The sequence below is a fragment of the Pseudomonas sp. RSB 5.4 genome, assembly GCF_037126175.1.
Classification (GTDB): Bacteria; Pseudomonadota; Gammaproteobacteria; order Pseudomonadales; family Pseudomonadaceae; genus Aquipseudomonas; species Aquipseudomonas fluorescens_H.
The window spans coordinates 1553796-1570965 of sequence record NZ_CP146986.1; the positions used below are offsets into that span (position 1 = coordinate 1553796).

The 17170-nt window shown below is 58.4% G+C and carries 13 protein-coding genes; 6 read left to right on the plus strand and 7 right to left on the minus strand.

Going from position 1 to position 17170, the window contains the following annotated elements:
- Nucleotides 1–110 precede the first annotated feature (110 nt).
- Together V9L13_RS06900 and V9L13_RS06905 are read right to left on the minus strand one after the other, a co-directional pair.
- The gene (locus tag V9L13_RS06900; protein WP_262141847.1) at nucleotides 111–419 is read right to left on the minus strand and encodes a plastocyanin/azurin family copper-binding protein; all 309 of its coding nucleotides are present in this window, start codon (nucleotides 417–419) and stop codon (nucleotides 111–113) included.
- Between the two features lie 14 nt (nucleotides 420–433).
- Nucleotides 434–1402: a metallophosphoesterase gene (locus tag V9L13_RS06905; RefSeq protein ID WP_338801982.1), complete on the minus strand. Its 969-nt coding sequence runs from the start codon at nucleotides 1400–1402 to the stop codon at nucleotides 434–436.
- A gap of 153 nt (nucleotides 1403–1555) precedes the next feature.
- On the opposite strand from V9L13_RS06905, the gene V9L13_RS06910 reads away from it, so the two are divergent.
- The 6 genes from V9L13_RS06910 to V9L13_RS06935 all read left to right on the plus strand — a co-directional run bounded on the left by V9L13_RS06910 (nucleotide 1556) and on the right by V9L13_RS06935 (nucleotide 9199).
- The gene (locus tag V9L13_RS06910) at nucleotides 1556–2068 is read left to right on the plus strand and encodes a sigma-70 family RNA polymerase sigma factor (RefSeq protein ID WP_338801983.1); all 513 of its coding nucleotides are present in this window, start codon (nucleotides 1556–1558) and stop codon (nucleotides 2066–2068) included.
- Nucleotides 2061–2804, plus strand: a complete 744-nt coding sequence (locus tag V9L13_RS06915) for an anti-sigma factor (protein ID WP_338801984.1) — start codon at nucleotides 2061–2063, stop codon at nucleotides 2802–2804. The genes V9L13_RS06910 and V9L13_RS06915 overlap by 8 nt, the downstream gene beginning before the upstream one ends.
- Nucleotides 2805–2952: 148 nt before the next feature.
- Nucleotides 2953–3786 (plus strand): oxidoreductase, encoded by an 834-nt coding sequence (locus V9L13_RS06920; RefSeq protein WP_338801985.1) that lies wholly within the window; start codon nucleotides 2953–2955, stop codon nucleotides 3784–3786.
- Nucleotides 3787–3810: 24 nt separating this feature from the next.
- The gene (locus V9L13_RS06925) at nucleotides 3811–4749 is read left to right on the plus strand and encodes an AraC family transcriptional regulator (RefSeq protein WP_338801986.1); all 939 of its coding nucleotides are present in this window, start codon (nucleotides 3811–3813) and stop codon (nucleotides 4747–4749) included.
- Between the two features lie 168 nt (nucleotides 4750–4917).
- A complete protein-coding gene (locus V9L13_RS06930) occupies nucleotides 4918–7539 on the plus strand; it encodes an EAL domain-containing protein (protein ID WP_338801987.1) in 2622 nt (873 codons plus the stop codon).
- A 349-nt stretch (nucleotides 7540–7888) separates the two neighbouring features.
- Nucleotides 7889–9199 (plus strand): glycosyltransferase family 39 protein, encoded by a 1311-nt coding sequence (locus V9L13_RS06935; RefSeq protein WP_338802841.1) that lies wholly within the window; start codon nucleotides 7889–7891, stop codon nucleotides 9197–9199.
- A 376-nt stretch (nucleotides 9200–9575) separates the two neighbouring features.
- On the opposite strand, the gene V9L13_RS06940 is transcribed toward V9L13_RS06935, so the two are convergent.
- The 5 genes from V9L13_RS06940 to V9L13_RS06960 form a co-directional block, all read right to left on the minus strand.
- Nucleotides 9576–10112, minus strand: a complete 537-nt coding sequence (locus tag V9L13_RS06940) for an AAA family ATPase (RefSeq protein WP_338801988.1) — start codon at nucleotides 10110–10112, stop codon at nucleotides 9576–9578.
- Nucleotides 10113–10411: 299 nt separating this feature from the next.
- Nucleotides 10412–13225, minus strand: coding sequence for a TrlF family AAA-like ATPase (locus V9L13_RS06945; protein WP_338801989.1), 2814 nt, complete (start codon nucleotides 13223–13225; stop codon nucleotides 10412–10414).
- Nucleotides 13226–13900: 675 nt separating this feature from the next.
- Entirely contained in the window at nucleotides 13901–15247 is a 1347-nt protein-coding gene (locus V9L13_RS06950) for a glutamine synthetase family protein (protein WP_338801990.1), read from the minus strand.
- Between the two features lie 21 nt (nucleotides 15248–15268).
- The gene (locus V9L13_RS06955; protein ID WP_338801991.1) at nucleotides 15269–15826 is read right to left on the minus strand and encodes a cupin domain-containing protein; all 558 of its coding nucleotides are present in this window, start codon (nucleotides 15824–15826) and stop codon (nucleotides 15269–15271) included.
- A gap of 25 nt (nucleotides 15827–15851) precedes the next feature.
- Nucleotides 15852–17141 (minus strand): FAD-binding oxidoreductase, encoded by a 1290-nt coding sequence (locus V9L13_RS06960; RefSeq protein ID WP_338801992.1) that lies wholly within the window; start codon nucleotides 17139–17141, stop codon nucleotides 15852–15854.
- Nucleotides 17142–17170 lie beyond the last annotated feature (29 nt).

A 17170-nucleotide genomic window follows, 5' to 3' on the forward strand; every position in this document is an offset into this window, starting at 1 on the left:
CCCAATAGCTCATTGCGAGCCCCGGAAAGGTGCAGATTGGTAGCTGAGTAACACTCAGGTCAGCAGCACCCTTCCGGTACGTTTTTCAGCAAGTTTTTCAGCGATCGCATTCACTGCGTCACCACCACCTTGCCGATCATCTGCGGATGCAACACGCAAAAATACTCAAACTCCCCCGGTGTATTGAACACCCAGGAAAAGCTGTCATTGGTATCCAGCGCCCCTGAGCGAAACACCTTGTGGGTTTCCGCCACCGTATGCGGAATCTGATCGTCATTGACCCACGTCACCTTGGTACCGACGGCCACGGTCAGGTCCTTGGGGCCGAACATGAATTCCTTGATGTCGATCTTCACTTCCGTCGCCCACACCGGCATCGCCAGCAGCAGGCCCATCAGCGCCAACAGTTGCCTTTTCATTTGCGTGTCCTCGGTTAAACCAGTGTTGAGTCAATCAGTGCCAGCGGGTGATCGCCCTGGGTCGCACGCACGTCGGTGATCCCCAGGTAATTGCGCAGTTGATCGGCCGCTACCGTCATCGGCCCCGGCGACGGTGCGGCACCCGGAGCCGGCTGTGGATAGGCAGTGCCACGGGCGGTGTGGAAGGTGATATTGCCTTCGACTTTCTGGATCACCTGATGGATGTGCCCGTTCAACACCGTCACCGAACCGTACTTGCGCAGCATCGCAATCGCCTGATCGCCGTCCTCGGTGCCCCAGCCCCACGGCTGATAAATGGTCCACAGCGGGATGTGGGTGAACACGACGATGGGGGTGCTGCTGCTGACAGCGCGCAAATCATCCGCCAGCCAGGCCAGTTGATCGGCGCCGAGGGTGGCTTCGTGACCGGCCTGGAAGTTGAAGACGTTGATCAGCCCGATGAAGTGCACGCCGTGATCATCGAAGCTGTACCAGCCGTTGCCTTTGGTGCCTTTGCCGTAGCGCTCCAGGTAAAGCTTGCCGCCGCCCTCGTCGAGGGTGTCGTGCTCACCGGGCACGTAATGCACGGTGGATGGCAGGCCCTTGAGCAACTGCGCGGCGGTGTCGAATTCCTCAGGCTTGGACAGGTGCGTGATGTCGCCGGTGTGCAGAATCAGTGCGGGACGTTTGGGGAGCGCGATGACCTTGTCGATCGCCACTTGCAAGGTCTTCACCGGTTCCGGATTGGCTTCCTTATTGAAGCCGATGTGCGAGTCGCTGATCTGCACGAAGTGAAAGGTGCTGGCCAGGGCCTTGGGCTCGCTGACGTTGCCCGCCTCGTCCAGCGCGAAGGCTTTGGGAACCCCGCCGCTCAAGGCCCAAATGACCCCGGCCCCGGCCCACGCCGAGCATTTGAGCAGGGTGCGCCGGTCCGGGTTGAGCAAGCCGTCGGTGCGCAATGGGTGTTTTGCTTGAATGTCCATCGGTATGTCCTCGCGGGCGGACTACAGTGAGGTAGCTGACACGAGGTAAACCTTGCGACGCGAGGGTTTATTCCACGTCGCAAAACAAATTGTTTTTCGGGAATAAAACCCGGCGCAGCACGGTTATAGGGGTGTGACAGTGCGGAACCCACCATGAAGCGATTTGAGGAACTGATTGCGCCGCATCTGGACGCGGCCTACAACCTTGCGCGCTGGCTGACCGGCAACGACAGCGCCGCGCGCGACGTCGTGCAGGAAAGCGCCCTGCGCGCTTTCCGGTTTTTGCAGCGTTTCGCCGATGGCAACGCCAAGGCGTGGTTTCTGACCATTGTGCGCAACGAAAGCTACACCTGGCTCAAGGCGTCGGCCGGGCGCCATTGGGTTGCCCTCGATGACGAAAGCGCGGCTGGCGACTGCGCGTTGAGCCACAGTCAGACCCCGGAGCTGCTGGCGATTCACACTGAAAACGCCGCGCTGTTGCAACGAGCGCTATGCGCCCTGCCGCCGGTGTTTCGCGAGGTGATTGTGCTCAAGGAACTCGAAGACCTGCCCTACAAGGACATCGCCCTGGTGGTCGATATTCCCATCGGTACCGTCATGTCCAGGCTGGCCCGGGCGCGGGCCATGCTCAAGCTCGAATTACTGAAGTTGCACGACCATGAATGAACTCGACTGCACGGTTTGCCAGACACAGCTGCACGGCTATCTGGATCAGGAGCTTGATCCGGCGACAGCTGCGCAGGTGGCAGCGCACTTGAGCGCCTGCGCCGAATGCGCGCGGCTGCATGATCAAGCGAAGTTGCTCAAGCTCGGCGTGAAGCGCCATGCGCCCTACTACCCCGCCCCCGCCTCATTGGCGGCCAGCGTGTTCGCCGCAGACAAACCTGCGCCGGGATTCATCCAGCGCTGGCAAAAATGGCTGGCCCCGGCCTTTTCCGCCGCAGCGCTGGCCCTGGCGATGGTGCTGTATATCGCCACTCCGGGCAGCGAGCAACCACTGATCGACGAGGCCGTTTCCAGTCACGTTCGTTCGTTGATGGGCGAGCATCTGAACGATGTGGTGTCGTCCGATCGCCACACCGTCAAGCCCTGGTTCACCGGCAAACTCGACTTCTCGCCTCCGGTGTTCGACTACACGGCGCAAGGCTTTCCTCTGCTCGGCGGGCGTCTGGATTACCTGCAACACCAGACCACCGCCGCCCTGAGCTACGGGCATGCCAAGCACATCATCAACGTGTTCATCCTGCCCACGACTGAGGCTGACACGGCAACGCAGAGCCGGACGGTTCGCGGCTTTAATGTGGTGTCATGGCAGGCCGGTCACATGCGCTTCGTCTTGGTTTCCGATGTAGAGAAAGCTGAGCTGGAGGCACTGGGACAGTTGCTCAGGAATGGCTCCTGATCCGGGCGGCGTGCTGAATCAACACCACGTTTCAGAGCGCTTCACAGGTCTGCCAATAGGAACAGGCAATCCTCCCAGACAAACCGGCATACCCCTCTCGCCCCAGGCTGCCTAACATGGCCTCTCCACTTATCCGTCGGAGATTGCCATGCACAGCAGCAAAACCCTGTTTATCACCGGTGTCAGCAGCGGCTTCGGCAGCGCCCTCGCGCAAGAAGCGCTCAGCGCCGGTCACCGAGTGATCGGTACCGTGCGCAATGACGCCGATCTGAAGTCGTTCGAGGCCCTGTCCGCGGATCGGGCACACGGGGTGTTGCTCGACGTCACCGATTTCGAACGCATCGACGGGGTGATCGCCGACGTCGAAGCCACACTGGGTCCGGTCGATGTACTGGTGAACAACGCCGGTTACGGACATGAGGGCATTTTCGAGGAGTCACCGCTGGCGGAGATGCGGCGTCAGTTCGACGTCAACGTGTTCGGAGCGGCGGCGATGATCAAGGCGTTCGTGCCGTATTTTCGGCAGCGGCGAGCCGGGCACATTCTGAATATCACCTCGATGGGTGGCACCATCACCATGCCCGGCATTGCCTATTACTGTTCGAGCAAGTTTGCCCTCGAAGGGCTCTCCGATACGCTGAGCAAGGAATTGCAACCGTTCAACATCTTTGTCACGGCGGTAGCCCCCGGTTCGTTTCGCACCGATTGGGCCGGTCGTTCGATGCAGCGCACGGCGCGTAGCATTGCCGACTACGACGCCAGTTTCGACCCGGTGCGCAAGGCCCGCGAAGAGAAAAGCGGCAAGCAGTTGGGCGATCCGCGCAAGGCTGCGCAGGCCATGCTGCAACTGATCGCCAGCGCCGCGCCGCCCGCGCACTTGCTATTGGGCAGCGATGCGCTGAATCTGGTGCGCGACAAACTGCAACGCAGCCTCAGCGAAATCGAGCAATGGGAAACCCTGACCCGCTCGACCGATGGCTGAGTCCCGGCACAGAGATCAATGCCCATGAGTCCATCCGATCCGTACACCGCGCGCATGGTGCAGTTGCTCGAACAGCTCGCGCCGCTGGAGGGCTACAACCTCAGTGCGCGGGAGGACGTGCGTTTTCTGCGCTCGAATCGGCCGCTGAGCAACACTCCGGTGCTGTATGACCCGGGCATCGTGATTCTCTGTCAGGGGCGCAAGCGCGGCTATCTGGGCGATGACGTCTACGTCTATGACGCCCAGCATTATCTGGTGGTGTCGGTGCCGGTGCCGTTCACCATGGAAACCGAGGCCAGTGCGGCTGAACCGATGCTGGCGGTGTATATGCGCCTCGACCTGCAATTGGCCAGCGAGTTGATGCTGCAGGTCGACGAGGTGTTCGGGCCGAGCGACGCTGCGCCCAAGGGCATGTACGCCTCGCCGATGGATGATCCATTGCGCGCCTCGACCCTGCGTTTTCTCGAAGCGATGAGCGATCCGGGCGACGCGCAGATCCTCGGGCCGGCGCTGGTTCGGGAGATCTACTACCGGATCCTGACCGGTGCCCAAGGCGGTTCGATGCGTGCGGCACTCCAGCAGCAAGGGCATTTCGGCAAGGTCAGCCGGGCGATCCGGCGGATTCACAGCAGCTATGAGCAACGTCTGGATGTCGAGTCCCTCGCCGAGGAAGCGGGGATGAGCGTACCGAGCTTTCATGTGCATTTTCGCAATGTCACCGACTCATCGCCGATGCAATACCTCAAGGCCACGCGTCTGCATCAGGCGCGCTTGCTGATGCTGCGTGGCGCCATGCCCGCCGCGACCGCCGCGTTCAACGTCGGTTATGAAAGCGCCTCGCAGTTCAGCCGCGAGTTCAAGCGATTCTTCGGACGCACACCGCTGGCCGAGATCGCGTGGATGAAAGCCACGTATGCCCTGCCCCAGTCCACCACGCCCTCCCTGTATGTGTCTTCGCACTGAGCACCCATCGCTGACGGCCATCGCACGCCCGCCGCAGTCTCAAGGCAAAATCCCCGCGCATTCACTACGCTTGAGAAATCCGCCTCGGTGCAAGCCCGGCAAACACATTGAACATTGCACGCAGGCCGCTGTTCCAGATGATTCAGACAGAGAGTCAAGGACGAGCATATGGATGTCTTCGCTCCCGCTGCGCCTGTTCCGCCTCAGCAAAGCACAATCACCCGGCGGCTGGCGTTTGCGGTCGGTGCGCTGTTTATCGTTGGGGTGATTGCCGCCATTGGCACCTTGCTCGGCATTGCCGCTCGCCTGGATCGCGAGGATGTCGAGCAAACCCGGTTCTATACGGCCCGTGCGCTGGAAAATCGCATCGCCGCCTCCAAAAGCTACATCACCAGCTACGCCGACTGGACCACGGCTTACGAGCACTTGCACACCGACGTCGATACCGACTGGGCCTACACCCAGCAGAACATCGGCAAGACCCTGTTCACCAGCGACGGCTATGACGGTGTGTTTGTGCTGGATCGGGGCCGCACGAAGTACGCCGTCGTGCAGGGACAACTCGACGACGTGGACATCAGCGCCCTGCTCAAGGTCCCTGCCGCGTCACTGATCGATCAAGTGCAAAACCAGACCGATCTGACGGTGCCGATCAGTACCTACTCGCTGTTCGACGGCTCGCCGGCACTGGTCACGGCCGCGGCGATCCTGCCCAACGACGAGCGGCCGTTGGGCGATCCGAAACAGACCTCGGTGCTGGTATTTGTCGACAAGCTGACGCCGACCAAACTGCAGGCGATCGGTACTGCCTACGGCCTGCAAAACCTGAAACTTGCACCGAATGACACACTCGCCGAGGAGCAGCCTCGGGTGCCGCTGGACAGCACCGGTTACAACCTCAGCGCGGACCTTGAACGCCCGGGCCGGCAACTGCTGTGGTCGCTGCTGCCAACGCTCGGCGCGGTGCTGGCGGTGCTGATGCTGTTGACCGCGTATTTCTTGCGTCACGCCTTGCGCTCTTCGACCTACGTCGACCATAGCTTCAGCACGCTGCAGGCCTCGAATCAGGCGCTGGAAGCGGCCAACCATGCGCTAGAAGCCAGTGAAGAGCGGTTTCGCGCGGTCGCCGAAGCGGCGTCGGACTGGATCTGGGAAGTCGACAACCAGCTGCGTCTGACCTATCTCTCGGCGCGCTTCAGCGAAGTGACGGGTTACCCGCAAACCCAGTGGATCGGCCAGAGCATCGGGCAATTGGTGTCATGCGATACCACGCCGCTGGAGCTGTGGCTGAAGAAACTTAGCGAAAACAGCAATGCCAGCGACCTGCGTTGCACCTACCGTGATCATGCCGGGCAGCAACGCCACTGCCGGTTGTCGGCACGCCCGATCCTCGACAAGCACACTGTGAGCGGCTATCGCGGCACGGCCAGCGACATCACTGACGAAGTTGCCGCCCATGCGCAGATCCAGCACCTGTCGATGCACGACGCCCTCACCGGCCTGCCCAATCGCAACCAGTTGGCGCGTTATCTGGATGATGCACTGCAACTCAAGGAGCACGCGCCAGCGCTGTCGCTGCTGGTGATCGATCTGGACAACTTCAAGCCGATCAACGACTCACTCGGGCATCCGGCCGGCGATGCCGTATTGCAGGAAGTCGCCAGCTGCCTGCGCGAGTGCACCCGCGAGCACGACATCGTCGCGCGCCTGGGCGGCGACGAATTCGTCGTGGTGCTCAATGGCATGGACAGCCGTCAGGAAGTCGAGCGGTTTTGCACGCGGCTGCTCGACAGCCTGCACCAGCCGCTGATCTTCGAACATCATCCGCTGCACGTGGGTGCAAGCATCGGCATTGCCCTGAGCCGGCGTCAGGGCTTCGTGCCCAGCGAGCTGATTCGCTGCGCGGACATCGCGCTGTATCAGGCCAAGTCCGAGGGCAAAAACACCTGGTGCTATTTCGAAGCACACATGAGCGACCAGATCCAGACACGCCGGCAGATGGAAAGTGATTTGCGCGGTGCGTTGAAGAACGACGAATTCGTCCTGCATTACCAGCCACGCTATACGGTCGACGGCAAGCACATCGTCTCGGTCGAAGCCCTGGTGCGCTGGCAGCATCCGACCAAGGGCCTGCTCGGGCCGGACCTGTTCATCAGCCTTGCGGAGCAGACCGACCTGATCGTGCCGTTGGGGCGCTGGGTACTGCGCGAAGCCTGTGAAACCGCCCTCACCTGGCCGGCGGACATCCTGTTGTCAGTCAATCTGTCGCCGGCGCAGTTCGCCCTCAGCGATGTCGTCGAAGACGTGCGCGAAGTGCTGGTGCAGACGCGTTTCCCGGCCAGTCGCCTGGAATTGGAAATCACCGAAAACGTCATGCTGGTCGACACCGACGGCGCGCTGGCGACGATGAATGCGCTCAAGCAACTCGGCGTGCGCCTGAACATGGATGACTTCGGTACCGGCTACTCGTCCCTCGGTTACCTGCGCGCCTACCCGTTCGACGGGATCAAGATCGACAAGCGCTTCATCGCCTCGATCAGCAACGGCGCCAACGATCGCGCCGTGGTTCAGGCGATCATTGGTCTGGGCAAAGCCATGGGCCTGACCGTGACCGCCGAAGGTGTCGAGACTGAGGAACAACTGGAGATTCTCGGCAAGGATCAATGCAACGAGGTGCAGGGCTACTTCATGAGTCGGCCGATCGACAAGACCGCGTTTGCACAGTTGTTGAAAAGCGTCAGGACCGAGCCGGCCGATCATCCGTCACCCAAGAAAGGACGCGTCATTTAGCCGGCCTTACATCACTGTGAATATTCAATCATTGAAATGCACAAAGCCCGTTTCGACACGCTTCGTTAATGCGGCTTTGCTGTTGACTTTAATCGGTTCTGTTCAGGGTGTGTTTAGGGCCGTCATGCTTGAATAGTCCTGGTTGCGGGCTAGGCTCGAAGTTAATCTCGCGCCACACACAAGTTCAATGCAGGCGTCACCGGACTGTCAGGATGGCGGTCAAAAGAACAACTTCACTAAAGGGTTAACGATGGATCGATATGATGCCCCGCTGGTTGTAGAGCGCACTTCGCGGGCTGGAATGTTGACGGGACTGATTACGAAAAATCCCTGCCTGAGCATTTTTTTCATGACACTGGCCGTGTTCATGGCATTGCAGTACAAACCCGCTGTCCTCAACTACACAACACGCTTTGTCGACTTTGCCGAGTACATGTTGCAGCACGGTGTCACGCTGTTCCCGATTGCCGACGACCTCAAGCCTTATCCCGACTACACGGTCCTCAATACGTTGTTGGTCTATCTGGTTTCCTTGCCGTTCGGCCGGGTGTCCGTTCTTTCCATGGGTTTTCCGTCCTGCGTGGCCGCGTCGCTGATGCTGGTATTCATTTATCGGCTGGGGGCGCTGCACAGCAAAAAATGGGGTGCGTACGGCGTTCTTTTCAGCCTGCTGACCTGGGCCTTTCTTGACGGCGTCAACTCGCTGGCACTGGATATCTATCCGGCGTTGTTAACGGTGATGTGCTTCTATTTTGCCTATTCGGCGGAAATGAAAAAGGACCCGCGGCGCCTGGTGTTTCTGTACCTCGGCCTGGCGCTGGGATTCGCGTTTCGCGGGCCTATTGGCTTGATCGGACCTGCGAGTGTCATTGGCGCTTATTACTTGCTGAGCCGGCAGTGGCGCCTGTTGCTGCTGTTTTCATTGCTCTCGGGCGTGATTCTGGCGGTGGGGGTTGTGTTGCTGGGATGGGCGGCCTACTTGCAAGGGGGGCAAGCGTTCCTCGAGGAAGTGCTGAACATGCAAGGCATCGGACGCTTCGGTTCCGACCACGCGCCACGCTATTACTTCTACTTCTCCGCAGGCCTGCTGACCTACGGCATCACGGTGTTTTACGCCATCAACGTGATTCTCAGGAAGTACAAACTGTTCTTTCGCCCAACCCGCGATAAAGACATCGACCTGCTGCTCTATCTGAGCGGATGGCTGTTGGTGCTGCTGGTGCTGTTCACTGTTCCCAGTTCCAAGAAAGCGCGCTACATCCTGGCAATCACCCCGGCCATTTCGCTGCTGGCCGCCTACCTCTTCGTCAGCAAGGAAGCCGTCTTCGTACGCGCCAGAAACGGCCTGCTGAACTTCTGCCTGAAGTTGCCCATGCTGGGGTTGGGGATGCTGGTGGCGGTGCTGGTTTACAACAACTTCGCCAATGTCCCGTTACAGCCCAACTACCTCGGCGCAGGCCTGGGGCTGTCCGCGTTGTTGAGCTTCTATCACGTTAAACAGGAGTACTTCGTCGAACATCCCCATCGCGAGTTCTTGACGCTTTCGTTTGGGGTAGCGGCATTTCTGATACTGGATATGTTTTTCTTCAACCCAATCACCTACCACTTGGAACTCATGATCGAACCCACGCCGAAGTTTCTGCCGTATTGGTTTTGGTGAAGCCTCTTCCTGATTCATGAGTCAGCGACACGACTGTCCAGTATCCATATGTTGGTATCTGACAGGGTCATGACGCAATCTGGCTACGGAATCGTCGGAAATGTTCGTCGGTTCAGGGCACGCCATTGCCGCAGCAGGGCCGGCACAAAAGCAGTCGTTTGCAGCAGTAAAAAAATAAAGGTGGCGCCCGCTTTCGCGAGCGGCACCTTCATCCACTGCCCGCTAATCAGGCCTTCTTCCTCGCCTCTTCCAGCGCTTTTTCAGCGTTGAACCCGTCGAAGTTCTCGAATACGCCCAGAAAGGCCGATTCGTGTGCTCACTGGAACTGCTGATCGAGTTCTTCGGCGAAACACCACACCTGGCGGTGCAACCGCTGTCACATCAGGCAGACTTCAGGTGATGCGGGCAAGCTATCCAGAAAAGCGCCAATCTGGCGCTTGCATCGCAAGTGCACCGTCGGGATCTGCGGGCCAATGGCCTGACGCACCGCCTCGATACCAGGGCGATAGCCACGATCGAAATTCCATACGAAGTTCAGGAATGTCAGGTACGCCCGATCAAGCTTCTCTGTACAACCTGCAGCAAGGTCTGCACGAGGTCGATTCAATACGCTGCGCAGGATCACCCGAGTGAAGCAGGTGAGCCGCGGCGTATCGAGCCAAATGATCAGATCGGCACGAGGCAGGCGCAGGTCGAATGTGCGACGGGCATAGTTGCCTTCACAGATCCAGGCATCCGCTGATATCGCTTCTCTGACGCGTGCGCGAAACTGCTCGGCGTCTGGCTCGATCCAGCCGGGTTCCCAAAACAGGGTGTCCAGATGCACCACGGGCAGACCGAGACGCTTGCCCAAGGCGCGGGCAAGGGTAGATTTGCCGCTACCGGCATTGCCAAGAATTACAATCCGTTGCATGGGAACTCCCTGTCGAGAAAAAGCCGGCAATTGTGCGGTTTTTGCAGGGTCAGTTAAAGACTGATGGACAACCGCGCCATCGACGTAAGGTTTTGCAGGAGCTAACAGTCAACCGCAGAGAGCACGCAGACACAGCATCTGGATTGTTTTTTTACACTTCCTTCTCACAACTAAACCGCGTCCTGAATTGGGCTGAAGAGACCTAATGGGCGATCTCAATCATTGTTGCTAGTCTAGGCGATACGCGTCTCGCTCCTATATAGATTTATATTCCACGTCCATGTGTAATAGATTTCAATCTAAAAATGGTATTTGTCGAACCGCCGTTTGAATGCCTCCGCTGAGCCTTCCATGATATTCAGTACCGCATTTGCTGTATCTGATTGGTCAAGCCCACCTACGGCTAGTCGCTCTCCGCGGCCCTTTTTAACATCCAATGCAAACACCAAGTCGGTGTCGGCGTTGACAGGCAGGTTGGCGTTATGAGTAGCCAAAATCAGTTGCCGACGATTCTTGATCTTACGTAGCAAAGGCACTAGTTCATGGTAGATAAAATTGGAGTCAAGCTCGTCTTCTGGTTGGTCGATGACGATAGGGCCATCACCTTGCGCCAGTAGCAGCTTCAGTACCGCGGTATTTCGTTGCCCCTCTGACAGCGCCTGGCTTTGAATGCTTCCGACAAGACTGCCATCGGCGCGGTACAGCTCAAGATCAATTTGATCTTCAATGCGAACTAACCGTGCAGCGCGCCATTTATCCTTATGGTCGACTAGATGCTTACGAACATCGCCGGTGAGGCCCTCCAACTGCTGTGGCACAGGAATTTGTTCCATCAAGACAGTTTTGATATGCAGCCAAGGCGAGTAAGCGGGCGGCCGATTAGCGGCCATGTAGCTATGAAAATCTTCAAACAGCACCTCGCCAATCTGTGTCCATGCCCTACCGATGCGGGCGCGTCCGTCCGGAGCGAGTCCTTCCCAAACACGGTGAAAGTGAGCTTTATCACCCATGGCCTGCACGAGGATGTTGATCGAATGGTTGGCTTTCTCGGAGATCTCCAAAGCGGTTTGACTGCGAACTGACAATTGCGTTGCCCACAATACGTGCAGCTCATCTACTAAAGCGGAGAGCTTTTCCACTACAGGCTCTAGGGCCTGGATCTGTATGCGCAACTGCTCCAAATTCCCCTGCTTGATCTGCCGCGTCTTGTCAATTTCCTGAAGCCGCGCGACATCCTGAGGCTGCAATCCCCTATCTTGGCAGGCCCGCATGAAGCCGTCTTTAATAGCCGTCAGCTCAGCGGATACCGCCTCCCAGCCCTGCATTTGCGGTTCTAGTTCAGAGGCTTCCCGTCGCATGGAATCCGCAAGCGCGGCCAGTTGTTCTGAGTATCTCAGACGTAACGATGATGCACCCTCGGTATAGGCATTGAACCAAACCGCCTCCGGCCAAATTTCGATCTTGCCATCGTTTAATACCCCGGGCTGTGCAAGCGTTTCGGCAAGCGCACTAATTGCTTCAGCATCGTTTACAGATTGAGCCTTCGCCTTTTCAAAGTACTGACGCCCGGCCTCGGCCCGCTGGAACTGCAGCGCTTCTGCCTGGATCTCTTTACGCGCTTGCCACTGACGATTGAGCTCGCTCAGCTGTTGCGCTACGTCTTTCTCAGCATTTTGCAACTCGGCTAATTGGTCGGAAGCGGCAAAGACCTGCACGATTTCAGCTCGTAGAGTATTTTCGCGGGCTTTGAGTGCTTGCAGCTCCGCACTGCAGGCTTCATCGAGCATACTCAGTAAGCTGTTTTCTCCACCAACACTGGTGAGATCGCTCAGTTGTTGTTGGCTATAGAACTGGATGGGTATCTGCTTGAGATACGCTGCGACGTCCAGAACTTCGCCTTGCAAGACTTGATGAGGGCCATCAGGCCGTAACGAAATGACATCCACTTGACCTGGAACCGCTTCCCAACCGATCTGAATTTCGGCATAACCGGTAAAGGTCTGACGGAGGCGATCAAACTTCGCCTTAATAGACGCAGAGAAATGGTCGCCGCTATCCCTTGCAAACGCGAAGCGAAGTAATTCCATCAACGTCGATTTTCCTGTACCGCGGCCACCAATGATCGTATTCAGATTGGGCGAGAAATACACGTCTTGGTCAGCGAGGAACGTTAGTCCGTAGCACTTCAAAAAAACGATGCGTGGATGCGTCTGTTCATCCGAAGGACGGGTGTCCTGAATTCGGAGCCGAGAGGCGCCATCTAGAAAGGCTTGACGAAGCGCCGCGATAGAGGGTTTTGAGGCTTTCACCCAGGTCGATCGGTAACCCAGTGAATTAGGCAGTGGTAGTCCGTCTTCGCCCAACTTCAACGATTTGGCGTCCGAGGATTGGACGTAGGCCGGCTGGCGTCCGCGTCTGGACCATTCCCGATTACTTCCATCCAAAATCGACCGAATCTTTGGCGGCATTGGGTAGGTGGTGACCTCAACCGCAAGCAGTTGGGGTATCTGGTAGTCCGCGATATTGTTAGGGGAGGACAAAATGCCATCAGCCTGATCTGCATGGGCGGCAATCACAATTCCATCATGATGTTGAACAACGTCGATCAGTTCTTTCAGGCTGAGTGTCCGCCCATCACGGCGCAGCTGCATAGGAGCCCCAGCCCGGAAGCGCTCATGCTCTGCCAGCCCCAGCTTGCTGAGGATCATGTTGAGGCGTTGAATATCCCGCTGTTTTTTTGCCGGCTGGAACAGGCAAAGAACGTGATAGCCGATGTCGACTTCAAAACCTGGAAAAATTGCGAGAGGTTCGCGTTCCAGGTCCTTAGCCACCGATCTGTTTTGTTCCACGAGGTGGGTGAGAAACCAGTCCCGCGGCTCTGATCGCTCTGAAAAATTATGGTCAGTGATGCCGACCATCTGAAGTTCAAGCTCATGGCAGCGTTGCAGAAAGCGCTTGGCTTTTTCCTGGATGCCTAGTTCACAGGCCTTTCCTTCAACTAATGGGCGTCGATCATGCAGACGCATATCGTCGTCAACCCAATGGCGATTATCTTCCGGGGTTTGAACCTGAAAGTCCGTTTTGAACCAACGCATGCCCTTATAGTCGCCCATCGTCGCCCCAAGACCATTACCTTGTTGTTGGACAACTCAGTATGGCAGCCTATTGGCATCATTCAATTTCTGCGAGTGCGACTGAAACGAGAGGCGAGGATGGAATAGACAGGTTGCTTGAGACAAACCTTCGTTTCTTACAGCACCGGTCAGATTAATAGCTACAGTCATGGCGATGATTGCGCCATTCGAGAGAGTTGCGATGTGATTATCGATTTAAGGCCTGTTTCCATATCGAAGCCTCATTCACAAAGGATATTGAATTGCAGATGATGCATAGGCACGCAGCATGCCAGCGATGTGTACTCACCGTGAAAAATCGCCTATTCATGACTCTCGTGCATCCTCTGTTGGAGCTTGCCCTTGGGAAACGCTGCTCTGGTGAGTAACTTTACCAAGCCTCCCCTTTTTAGAGGTAACTGACAGTCTGCTTTTGGCCGATAGCTGCCAGCCAAAATCAACTATTTCCAACTCAGCGCAGACATTGCACGGGATGGCGTTGGTTATCTCCAGACGTCATTCGAAGCCGTTCTTTCGCCATCTTCACGCCCGATGTTCAGAATACCTTGTTGCTCGCTCATCAATTTTGATGAACGATGGAATTCACCGGTGCTAAATTCCATCCGGTCATCGCGGGCCCCTGCACCCGATTCGAGTGGTGTGTTGAAACAGCAATCACAAATACCAGCGATACTCCCGCGCACTGATCTCCTGCATGAATGCCAGGTGATCCTGACGCTTGTTCTCGCAATACACGTCGACAAACTCGGCGCCCAGTCCCGCCCGCAGTTGCGGCTGATGCTGCAACGCGCGCACGGCATCGAGGATTTCCGTCGGAAAATCGATGCCGCTGTTGCGGTCGTCGTTGAGTGGGGGGATCGGTTCCTTGCCTGATTCCAGACCATGTTCCAGGCCCACCAGAATCGCCGCCAGCACCAGATACGGATTGGCGTCGGCACCGGCCAGTCGGTATTCGATGCGCAGGTTTTTCGTGTCCGACTCGGGGATGCGCAGGCACGCATCGCGGTCTTCGTAACCCCAGCTCGCCTTGGTCGCGGTGTTCACCGTGCCGCTCAAGCGGCGCATGGCGTTCTGGTTCGGGGCGAAGATCGGCATGCTGTGCGGCAGTAAGTCCAGACACCCAGCCACCGCGTGACGCAGCGCTTGCTGGTGATTAGCGGCCAGCAGGTTGTTGCCGGCCGCGTCATACAGGCTGACATGCACGTGCATGCCGCTGCCCGGATGTTGCACGTAGGGCTTGGCCATGAAACTGGCGCGATAGCCGTGTTTGAGCGCAACCCCACGGGTACTGCGACAGAACAGCGCCGCCCAGTCGGCTGCGCGCAAACCGTCGTCCAGATGGCCGAAATTGATCTCGAACTGCCCCGGCCCCAGCTCGGCGGTAATCACCGTGGCGTCGATGCCTTGAGCCCTTGTGGCCTCAACCATTTCGTCGAGCACCGGGGCAAAGCGTGACAGGCGCTCGATGTGCATGTTCGGCTGATCATCGGCGTCGTCGGTCAGCTCATCGCGAGGGAATTGCGGCAGGCCGTCGCGCAGTTTTTTGTCGAACAGATAGAACTCCAGTTCGAAGGCCACCACCGGGTGAATGCCCTTGGACGCCAGTCGATCCAGCACTTTCGCCAGCACTTCGCGGGGTTCGAACTCGATGGGTTTGGCGGTGCCGTCGGAGGTAATCAGCATCTGCCCCAGCGGCTGCGCTTCCCAAGTCACGGGCTTGAGTGTGCCGGGCACCAAACGGCGCACGGCGTCCGGGTCGCCGTCGTTGAAGCAGTAATCACCGATCTTGAACAGACCGCCCTGCACGCCGAGCAGCACGCAGTTCTGCGGCAGCTTAAGCGCGCTGCCCGCCGCAACTTTTTCGAGCATGTCCACCGGATAGCGCTTACCGTAAAAATGCCCCGGAATGTCCAGGGAAATCAGGTCGACATAACGCACCTCGGGGTAGCGTTGGCGAAACGCGCGCACTTCGGCGAGCAGGTCAGAGCAGACAGCGTCCATCGTGTTCATCCTTTGTTGTTATCAGGTGTAGACCCAGAGCACACGAGTGAGCTGCCCGGTGAGGTTGCCGTAGCGACAATGGGTGTGACTGTCGAATTGAAAACTGTCGCCGGCTCTTAACGTCACCGGCTCGCCGTCATTGCCCAGCCACAACGTCAATTCGCCTTCGAGCACATAGCCGCCCTGCTCCGAGCTGTCGCTCATGTACCGGTCGCCACTGCTCGCGCCCGGTTCCAGATGACTTTCGAGCATGGAGAACGAGGCACGCATCTGCGGCGACACCAGAATGTCTGTGATGCCGTTGGCGTAATACAGCGTGCGGCGCTCGTCCGGGCGGGTTACCCACGGCAACTCCTTGGGCTTGGGCAGGCTGTAGAAATAGGTGGTCGGCACGCCGAGGGTTTCGCTGATGGCGGTGAGGTCGGCCACGGTCGGGCGCGACAGGCCGCGTTCGACTTGCGAGAGAAACCCCACCGAACGGCCGATTTTGTCGGCCAGCTCTTTGAGGGTGTATTTCTTGTGCTTGCGCAGGTCGTGGATCAGGATCGCCAGCGCGGCGATTTCTTCTTGTTTGTTCATGGCTGATCTTCTGGGAAAAGCTTCATCAGATACTGTCGCGCAGTCGATACCAGGCTTTGCCGACGGCTTCCAGCGGTGCGGCGAGGTATTTGCCGCCGGGGAAACGGCCATTGCTCAGGCCCTGGTACAACGCCAATTCATCTTCCTTGCCGAGAATCGCCTCGGACACCGCACGGGCGGCGGCCAGTGTCGGCAGCACGCCGTGGCCCGAGTAACCCTGCAGCCAATAGCGATCGCCGTCGCGGCCAACGTCAGGCGTGCGTTTGATCGTCAGGTCGATGTGCCCGCCCCAGGCGAATGGCAGTTCGACGCCTTTTAGCTGCGGAAACACCCGTTCGAGAAATGGTCTTGTTGCCGCGGCAATGTCCTTGGGCATACCGCCCAGATAGGTGCAGCCACCACCAAACAGCAGGCGGTTGTCGGGCGTGCGCCGGAAGTAGTCGAGGACGAACTGGTTGTCAGTCACGCAGACGTTGCTCGGCAGCAGCGCAGTGGCTTGCTCCGGCGTCAGCGGTGCGGTGGCGACTTGATAGGTGCCGACCGGCAGGATGCAGCTGGAGAGTTGCGGGTCGAGTTGATCGAGATAGGCGTTGCAGGCCAGCACCAGCACGTCGGCCTTCACCGAACCGCGCTCGGTATTGACCCGGAAACCGTTGCCCTCCTGCTGATAACTCAACGCTTTGCTTTGCTCATGAATACGCCCGCCGGCACGCTCGATGGCGGCAGCCAGCCCAAGGGCGAGTTTCAGCGGATTGAGGTGCGCGCCTTCGGCGTCGTAGAGGCCGGCCTGATAGCGTTCACTGGCGACCCATTGCGGCAGGTCTTCGCGGGGAATGAACTGCAGGCCGTCGTGGCCCCATTTGTGACTGGCCTCGTGTTGCCATTCAGTCAGCAGGCTGACCCGACGCGGCATCACCGAAGTCCACAAATGGCCCGGGCGATAGTCGCAATCGAAGCCATGCCGCCCGGGCAGTTCGCGCAATTCCTGCGCGGCCCAACGCATGCCGTCCCACAGACGCCGGGCGCGCTCATGACCGAGCGCGGCTTCCAGCGGCGGCATGTCGCACGACCAGCCCAGAATCGCCTGCCCGCCATTACGCCCCGACGCAGCCCACGCCACACGACTGGCCTCCAGCACGGTGACACGCTTGCCGGCCAAGGCCAGACGCAACGCGGTGTGCAGCCCACTGAAACCGGCGCCGATGATCACCACCTCGGTGTCGTGCTCACCTTCCAGAGCGGGCCGTGTGCTGAGGATATCGGCGCAACTGTGGGCGTAATAGCTGGCGACATGCTGCTGGGACTGCTGAAACATTCGGCGCCTCATGAAATTATGTTTTTATA

Coding starts and splice junctions, on each gene's coding strand:
- V9L13_RS06900 (WP_262141847.1), bottom strand. CDS start 419: ATGAAAAGGCAACTGTTGGCGCTGATGGGCCTGCTGCTGGCGATGCCG.
- V9L13_RS06905 (WP_338801982.1), bottom strand. CDS start 1,402: ATGGACATTCAAGCAAAACACCCATTGCGCACCGACGGCTTGCTCAAC.
- V9L13_RS06910 (WP_338801983.1), top strand. CDS start 1,556: ATGAAGCGATTTGAGGAACTGATTGCGCCGCATCTGGACGCGGCCTAC.
- V9L13_RS06915 (WP_338801984.1), top strand. CDS start 2,061: ATGAATGAACTCGACTGCACGGTTTGCCAGACACAGCTGCACGGCTAT.
- V9L13_RS06920 (WP_338801985.1), top strand. CDS start 2,953: ATGCACAGCAGCAAAACCCTGTTTATCACCGGTGTCAGCAGCGGCTTC.
- V9L13_RS06925 (WP_338801986.1), top strand. CDS start 3,811: ATGAGTCCATCCGATCCGTACACCGCGCGCATGGTGCAGTTGCTCGAA.
- V9L13_RS06930 (WP_338801987.1), top strand. CDS start 4,918: ATGGATGTCTTCGCTCCCGCTGCGCCTGTTCCGCCTCAGCAAAGCACA.
- V9L13_RS06935 (WP_338802841.1), top strand. CDS start 7,889: ATGACACTGGCCGTGTTCATGGCATTGCAGTACAAACCCGCTGTCCTC.
- V9L13_RS06940 (WP_338801988.1), bottom strand. CDS start 10,112: ATGCAACGGATTGTAATTCTTGGCAATGCCGGTAGCGGCAAATCTACC.
- V9L13_RS06945 (WP_338801989.1), bottom strand. CDS start 13,225: ATGGGCGACTATAAGGGCATGCGTTGGTTCAAAACGGACTTTCAGGTT.
- V9L13_RS06950 (WP_338801990.1), bottom strand. CDS start 15,247: ATGGACGCTGTCTGCTCTGACCTGCTCGCCGAAGTGCGCGCGTTTCGC.
- V9L13_RS06955 (WP_338801991.1), bottom strand. CDS start 15,826: ATGAACAAACAAGAAGAAATCGCCGCGCTGGCGATCCTGATCCACGAC.
- V9L13_RS06960 (WP_338801992.1), bottom strand. CDS start 17,141: ATGTTTCAGCAGTCCCAGCAGCATGTCGCCAGCTATTACGCCCACAGT.